This is a genomic window from Idiomarina sp. UBA4206 (genome assembly GCF_002383015.1).
In the GTDB taxonomy this organism is placed as follows: domain Bacteria; phylum Pseudomonadota; class Gammaproteobacteria; order Enterobacterales; family Alteromonadaceae; genus Idiomarina; species Idiomarina abyssalis.
In genome coordinates, this window is the sequence record NZ_DFTS01000004.1 from 13,616 (window position 1) to 18,689 (window position 5,074).

Below are 5,074 nucleotides of genomic sequence, written 5' to 3' on the forward strand. Positions count from 1 at the left end.
TTCCGCCGACATGATGGTAAAGACTGGTTTCATCGAGCCAACGGTTAAAACTAAATTGAACATCTTCAGCGGTTAATTCTCTGGTTGGTTCAAAATAGTCAGTTTTATGAAACTGAACGCCTTCACGTAAATAAAATCGGTAGCGTGTTCCATTGTCTAAAGTTTCCCAGCGCTTTGCTAATGCAGGTACAAACTTTTGCTGCTTGGCATCGTAGTCTATTAGGCGGTCGTATAACTGAGCTGCCGTAGCATCTACTGTTGTTCCGGAAGTGATGAGCTGCGGATTAAAGGTATCCGGGTTGCCTTCTGAGCAGTAAATAATGCCGTCAGCCAGAGGCGCGGGCTCTGGCTCTTCCGACTGGCAACCCGATACCAGTGCGGCCGCAATAACAGCGACGTTGGCGTACGCTTTAATCATTAGCTGCAGAAGCCCCTTCCAATAACTGGTACTTTTTTAAGTAACCACGTAATTGATGATATGTCAGTCCGAGAAAACTTGCTGTCTTCTTTTGGTTAAACTGACATAAACGTAAGGCTTGTGACAAGACTTCAGTTTCATACTCCTGAGACTTCAGCTTAAAGTCGATGGGTTGTTCTGGGTTCAACTTAGGCAGGTCGTTCGATCCGTTATTGTCCTGAGGCGCTATTTCGCTGACCACCGGCTCCTGTGCCGCAGTTTTCGTGACTGAAGTTTTAGGGCGGAACGGACTATTAAACGGATCAATAATAATATCGTGAATAGGGACATGCCCATTGCCCAGTCGGTACAGGCTGCGCTCAACGGTATTCTTTAATTCCCTTACGTTACCGGGCCAGTGGTATTCCATTAATGTTTTTCGGGCTTTCTCTGAAAAACCGCTAAACAGTTCAAGCTCCATTTCTCTGGCCATTGAAATCGCAAAATGCTCAGCAAGTAACATAATGTCGTCGCGTCTTTCACGTAAGGGTGGCAGGGTGATGACATCAAAAGCGAGGCGGTCAAGCAAATCTGAGCGGAATTTACCACTGGCAGCAAGTGAAGGAAGGTCTTCATTTGTAGCGGCTATCAGGCGCGTATCCACTTTAACCGGGTGGCGTCCGCCGACTCGTTCGAACTCTCCATACTCAATAACGCGCAGGAGTTTCTCTTGTACTCGTAATGAAGTATTTGCCAGCTCGTCAAGAAACAACGAGCCGCCGTCGGCACGTTCAAAGCGGCCTTCGTGTTTTTTAGCGGCTCCGGTGAATGCGCCGGCTTCATGCCCGAACAGCTCACTGTCTAACAGGTTTTCATTCAGCGCAGCACAATTAAGCGTAATATATTGTTGTTGCCAACGTTTGGAAAGGTAATGACAGCGTGAGGCGATAAGCTCTTTACCGGTGCCGCGTTCTCCAATAATAAGGACGGGTTTATCGAGAGGCGCAATTTGCGAAACTTGTTCCAGCACGTCGGAAAAACTGTTGGACTGGCCAATGAGGTTGTCGGGTTGTCGCTCAGGGCGCATGTCGAATGCCTTATATTATAGTTATTTTTGCTAATTATTAGTTTATTTTACGAACTGGCGCAAGTGCAAAATGTTCGTAAAATCAAAAAAACTTTTATAAAACAGCTTGTTAAAAAATAAATAAAAGTTGGCTTGATACTTGAATAATAAATTACCGAATCGTTTATTAAACCAGTATGAGGTAATTATTATGGGTATTTTTTCACGTTTTAGCGATATCGTGAACTCCAATATCAATTCTTTATTGGATAAAGCTGAAGATCCGCAGAAAATGGTGCGACTGATCATTCAGGAAATGGAAGATACGTTAGTTGAAGTACGCTCAACATCTGCACGTTTGTTGGCTGAAAAGAAAGACATTCAGCGTCAGCAGCAGCGTATGGAAAACGAAGTTCAGGAATGGGAAAACAAAGCTGAACTGGCGTTAACTAAAGAGCGTGAGGATTTAGCACGCCAGGCTTTAGTTGAAAAGCAAAAAGCACAGCAAGGCGTTGATGCGCTGCAGCAGGAAATGGATCGTGTTAACGAAAGCCTGGATAAGCTGAATGATGAAATTGGTCAGCTTCAGGAAAAACTGGCCGATGCTAAGTCTCGTCAAAAAACCATTTTAATGCGCCAGAAAACTGCGAGCAGCCGCTTACAGGTTAAGCAACAGGTTGATAGTGGTAAAGTCGATGATGCAATGCAGCGTTTTGACCGGTATGAAGCGAAGATTGATGATTTAGAAGCTCAGGTCGAGTCCTACGATATGGGTAAGCGGACATTGCGTGATGAGTTTGCAGAGCTGGAAAACGAGAGTAAAGTGAATGACGAGTTGGAAGCTTTACGCGCTCGTATGAGCTCAAAAACAAAACAAGACTCTTAAAGCAGGCTGAACAAAATGGATATTGAAGCAATTTTAGGGATGTTTATGGCGCCGATCATTCTGTTTGTTCTGGTGGTCGCGCCCATCTGGATCATCCTTCATTATCGCAGTAAGCGGCAAATGAACCAGGGATTGAATGAGGAAGAAAGGGAATCTTTGGCGTTACTGGCCGATCAGGCGAAACGCATCCGGGAGCGTGTACAGACACTGGAACGCATTTTGGATGCTGACGCTCCGGGTTGGAGGAACAGACAATGAGTGTGCAATTACCGAAACGTGAACTACGTCGTGACTCAGAAAGAGGAAAAATTGCCGGTGTTTGCGCCGGGCTGGGGGAATACCTGAATTTAGAACCCTGGTTGGTGCGCGTTGTATTTTTTACCGGCTTAATTTTTTCCAGCGGATTCTTCTTTGTTCTTTATATGGCAGGTTGGCTGATTCTGGATAAAAAGCCCGCGAATGGCATACGTCATAATGTCGATGTGAAGACAAAAGTATGGCAGGGCGGTGAGCCGCCAAGAGATGCTTTTCGTGATATTAAACGTGAGTTTGATGAGCTGGAAGAGCAGTTGCAATCAATGGAAAAATACGTAACCTCGAATCACTATAATCTTCAACGAGAATTCAATCGTCTGTGAGCCGTTTTCAGAAGTTTAAACACCAAACCCGCGACGCTATTCATCGCGGGTTTGATCGTCATATCCGTCTTGCTGTAACAGGCCTAAGTGGTGCCGGTAAAACCGCTTTAATTACCGGAATTTTAGAGCAGATGCTCTACGCCAACGAGACTCAGCAACTGCCGTACTTTAAGGTGAAACAGCAACAGCGGCTTAATGGCTGTCGTTTACATACCAGCAGCAACTGGCAGGTTTCCGGTTTCGATTATGAGGGGGCTATTAATTGTTTAACCGGAGACACCCCGAAGTGGCCTCAGTCAACCCGCGACGTTAGCGAAATACGGGTAGAAGTAAAATATCAGCCGCGAAGTGGTCTTGCTGGGCGGGTTTTGGATACGCGCCGATTAACCTTAGACTTAATTGACTACCCGGGTGAATGGTTACTCGATTTACCCTTGTTGCAGCTGAATTATGATGAATGGAGCCAGCAACAGCAGCGGCTGCTTAACGCCGAATTGCGCCATAAACTGGCCAGTGAGTGGCTCGAAAAAGTTAACTCAATGGCAAATGAGGCATCGGAAGACAATGCTGAGCAACAGTTACGCGAGTTAGCGGCCGACTATCGCGCCTTCTTGCGTCAGTGCAGAAGTCGAAAATTATTACTGTTGCAGCCCGGGCGGATGGTGTTACCCGGTGAGCTTGAAGGAGCTCCGGTTCTTGAATTCTTCCCCTGGCCCTTGTCCCGGCCAGTACCTGATGTCTGGGCAAAACGACTGCAGGAAAAATACCGCTATTATCAACAACACGTTATTACACCGTTTTACCAAAAGTACTTTAAGTATTTTAACCGACAGGTTGTATTGGTTGATGTGCTGCAGGCGCTACAAAATGGTGAACACCATTTTGCCGAGCTGCAACTGGCTATCAATGAGCTGATGAAGAGCTTCTCTTACGGCAATAACAGCTTGCTGAAACGATTGTTTTCACCCGTGATTGATAAAGTGGCTCTGGTTGCCACTAAAGCTGACAGCATAGCTCCGCAAGACCATCAAAAACTGACTAATCTATTACGATTGATGACACAAAAGCAGCGTCAGGAGCTTCAGTTCGATCAAATTCCGCATCAAGTATTTAGTGTTGCCGGCATTGCGACCAGTCAAATTAAGAAACTGAGTGACGGAACTACGGTGCTTGACGGTATTAATGAACAGCGAGAGTTTGTGCGGGTGGGGGCTCCGGAGATGCCGGACGCTATACCAACCGGAGCAGACTGGCGACGGGGTTATGTTTATCCGCAATTTTATCCAGGTTTCACTGTGCAAGACTCGCCGTTGCCACATATTCGTCTCGATCAGCTACTTGAATACGTTTTAGGAGATAAACTGAAGTGAGTGACTCGCGCAAGCTAACTTATTATTCGGTGGAAGAACCGGCAGTTGAAGTCTCAGAAAGCAGTAATGTGCCAGATGGATTAAAGCCAGAGGCGACAGCAGGCACAGTTGACCGCAAACCCGGCCGTTGGGGTAAGTGGCTGGCAGTGGGTGTGATTTTTGCGTTGTCGGCCGCCTTAATTGAAGCGGTATTGATGGTTCTTGAGCGGCTGCAGCAGAATATTTTTTTAGGCAGTTTATGGGCTGTTGGCTTTGGCGTTATTGCTTTGGCATTTTTAAGTTTTATTGTGCGGGAAGTTTGGTTGTTACAGCGCTTGAAGCGGCGTTGGAAAAAGCAATCTGATGAGCCGGAACCAGAGCAACAGCTGCAGTTGTTGCAACACCCCGATTTAGAGCACCGCTGGCAGCAAATCAAGCAGCCGTATTGGTCCGCAGATGAAGAGCGTGAGCGATTTGAAGTCGATATTCTAAGCCGGGTTGATCAGCAGGCGACCCGGGTTATCAGCCGCTGGTCAGCTGAAGCTGCCGCTATGGTGGCTGTTAGTCCCTTTGCTTTACTGGATATGTTGATTGTGATGTGGCGTAACCAGCGCATGATATCGCGTATTGCTGAACTTTACGGCGTAAAACTGGGTTACTGGGCCCGTATTCGTTTATGGCGTCAGGTATTCGCGAATATTGCTTACGCCGGGCTCAGTGAAGTTGCCGTTGACCTTG

General features: G+C 46.7%; 7 protein-coding genes. 5 read left to right on the forward strand and 2 right to left on the reverse strand.

Features of this window, described 5'->3' with window-relative positions; translation table 11 throughout:
- Both B3180_RS00385 and pspF read right to left on the reverse strand, forming a co-directional pair.
- A partial coding sequence (locus B3180_RS00385; protein WP_286842216.1) for an ABC transporter substrate-binding protein occupies nt 1-418 on the reverse strand: 418 nt, incomplete at its 3' end.
- Nucleotides 411-1,484 (reverse strand): phage shock protein operon transcriptional activator, encoded by a 1,074-nt coding sequence (pspF, locus tag B3180_RS00390; protein ID WP_054487986.1) that lies wholly within the window; start codon nt 1,482-1,484, stop codon nt 411-413. The genes pspF and B3180_RS00385, both read right to left, overlap by 8 nt.
- Before the next feature lie 190 nt (nt 1,485-1,674).
- Here pspF and pspA point away from each other — a divergent pair, with 190 nt between their 5' ends.
- The 5 genes from pspA to B3180_RS00415 all read left to right on the forward strand — a co-directional run.
- Entirely contained in the window at nt 1,675-2,349 is a 675-nt protein-coding gene (gene pspA / locus B3180_RS00395; RefSeq protein WP_054487984.1) for a phage shock protein PspA, read from the forward strand.
- 15 nt (nt 2,350-2,364) lie between these two features.
- Nucleotides 2,365-2,607, forward strand: coding sequence for an envelope stress response membrane protein PspB (pspB, locus tag B3180_RS00400; RefSeq protein ID WP_199493744.1), 243 nt, complete (start codon nt 2,365-2,367; stop codon nt 2,605-2,607).
- Nucleotides 2,604-2,987 carry an envelope stress response membrane protein PspC gene (gene pspC / locus B3180_RS00405; protein WP_199493745.1) on the forward strand — a complete coding sequence of 128 codons (384 nt, stop codon included), beginning with the start codon at nt 2,604-2,606 and terminating at the stop codon, nt 2,985-2,987. The genes pspB and pspC overlap by 4 nt, the downstream gene beginning before the upstream one ends.
- Nucleotides 2,984-4,357, forward strand: a complete 1,374-nt coding sequence (locus B3180_RS00410) for a YcjX family protein (RefSeq protein WP_286842223.1) — start codon at nt 2,984-2,986, stop codon at nt 4,355-4,357. Before pspC ends, B3180_RS00410 begins: the two co-directional genes overlap by 4 nt.
- Nucleotides 4,354-5,074 (forward strand): DUF697 domain-containing protein (locus B3180_RS00415; RefSeq protein ID WP_286842225.1); only part of this gene is annotated, 721 nt, incomplete at its 3' end. The genes B3180_RS00410 and B3180_RS00415, both read left to right, overlap by 4 nt.

Bases quoted from the DNA above. Each gene is read 5' to 3' on its own strand.
- pspC (WP_199493745.1), top strand. From the start codon at position 2,604: ATGAGTGTGCAATTACCGAAACGTGAACTACGTCGTGACTCAGAAAGA.
- pspB (WP_199493744.1), top strand. From the start codon at position 2,365: ATGGATATTGAAGCAATTTTAGGGATGTTTATGGCGCCGATCATTCTG.
- pspF (WP_054487986.1), bottom strand. From the start codon at position 1,484: ATGCGCCCTGAGCGACAACCCGACAACCTCATTGGCCAGTCCAACAGT.
- pspA (WP_054487984.1), top strand. From the start codon at position 1,675: ATGGGTATTTTTTCACGTTTTAGCGATATCGTGAACTCCAATATCAAT.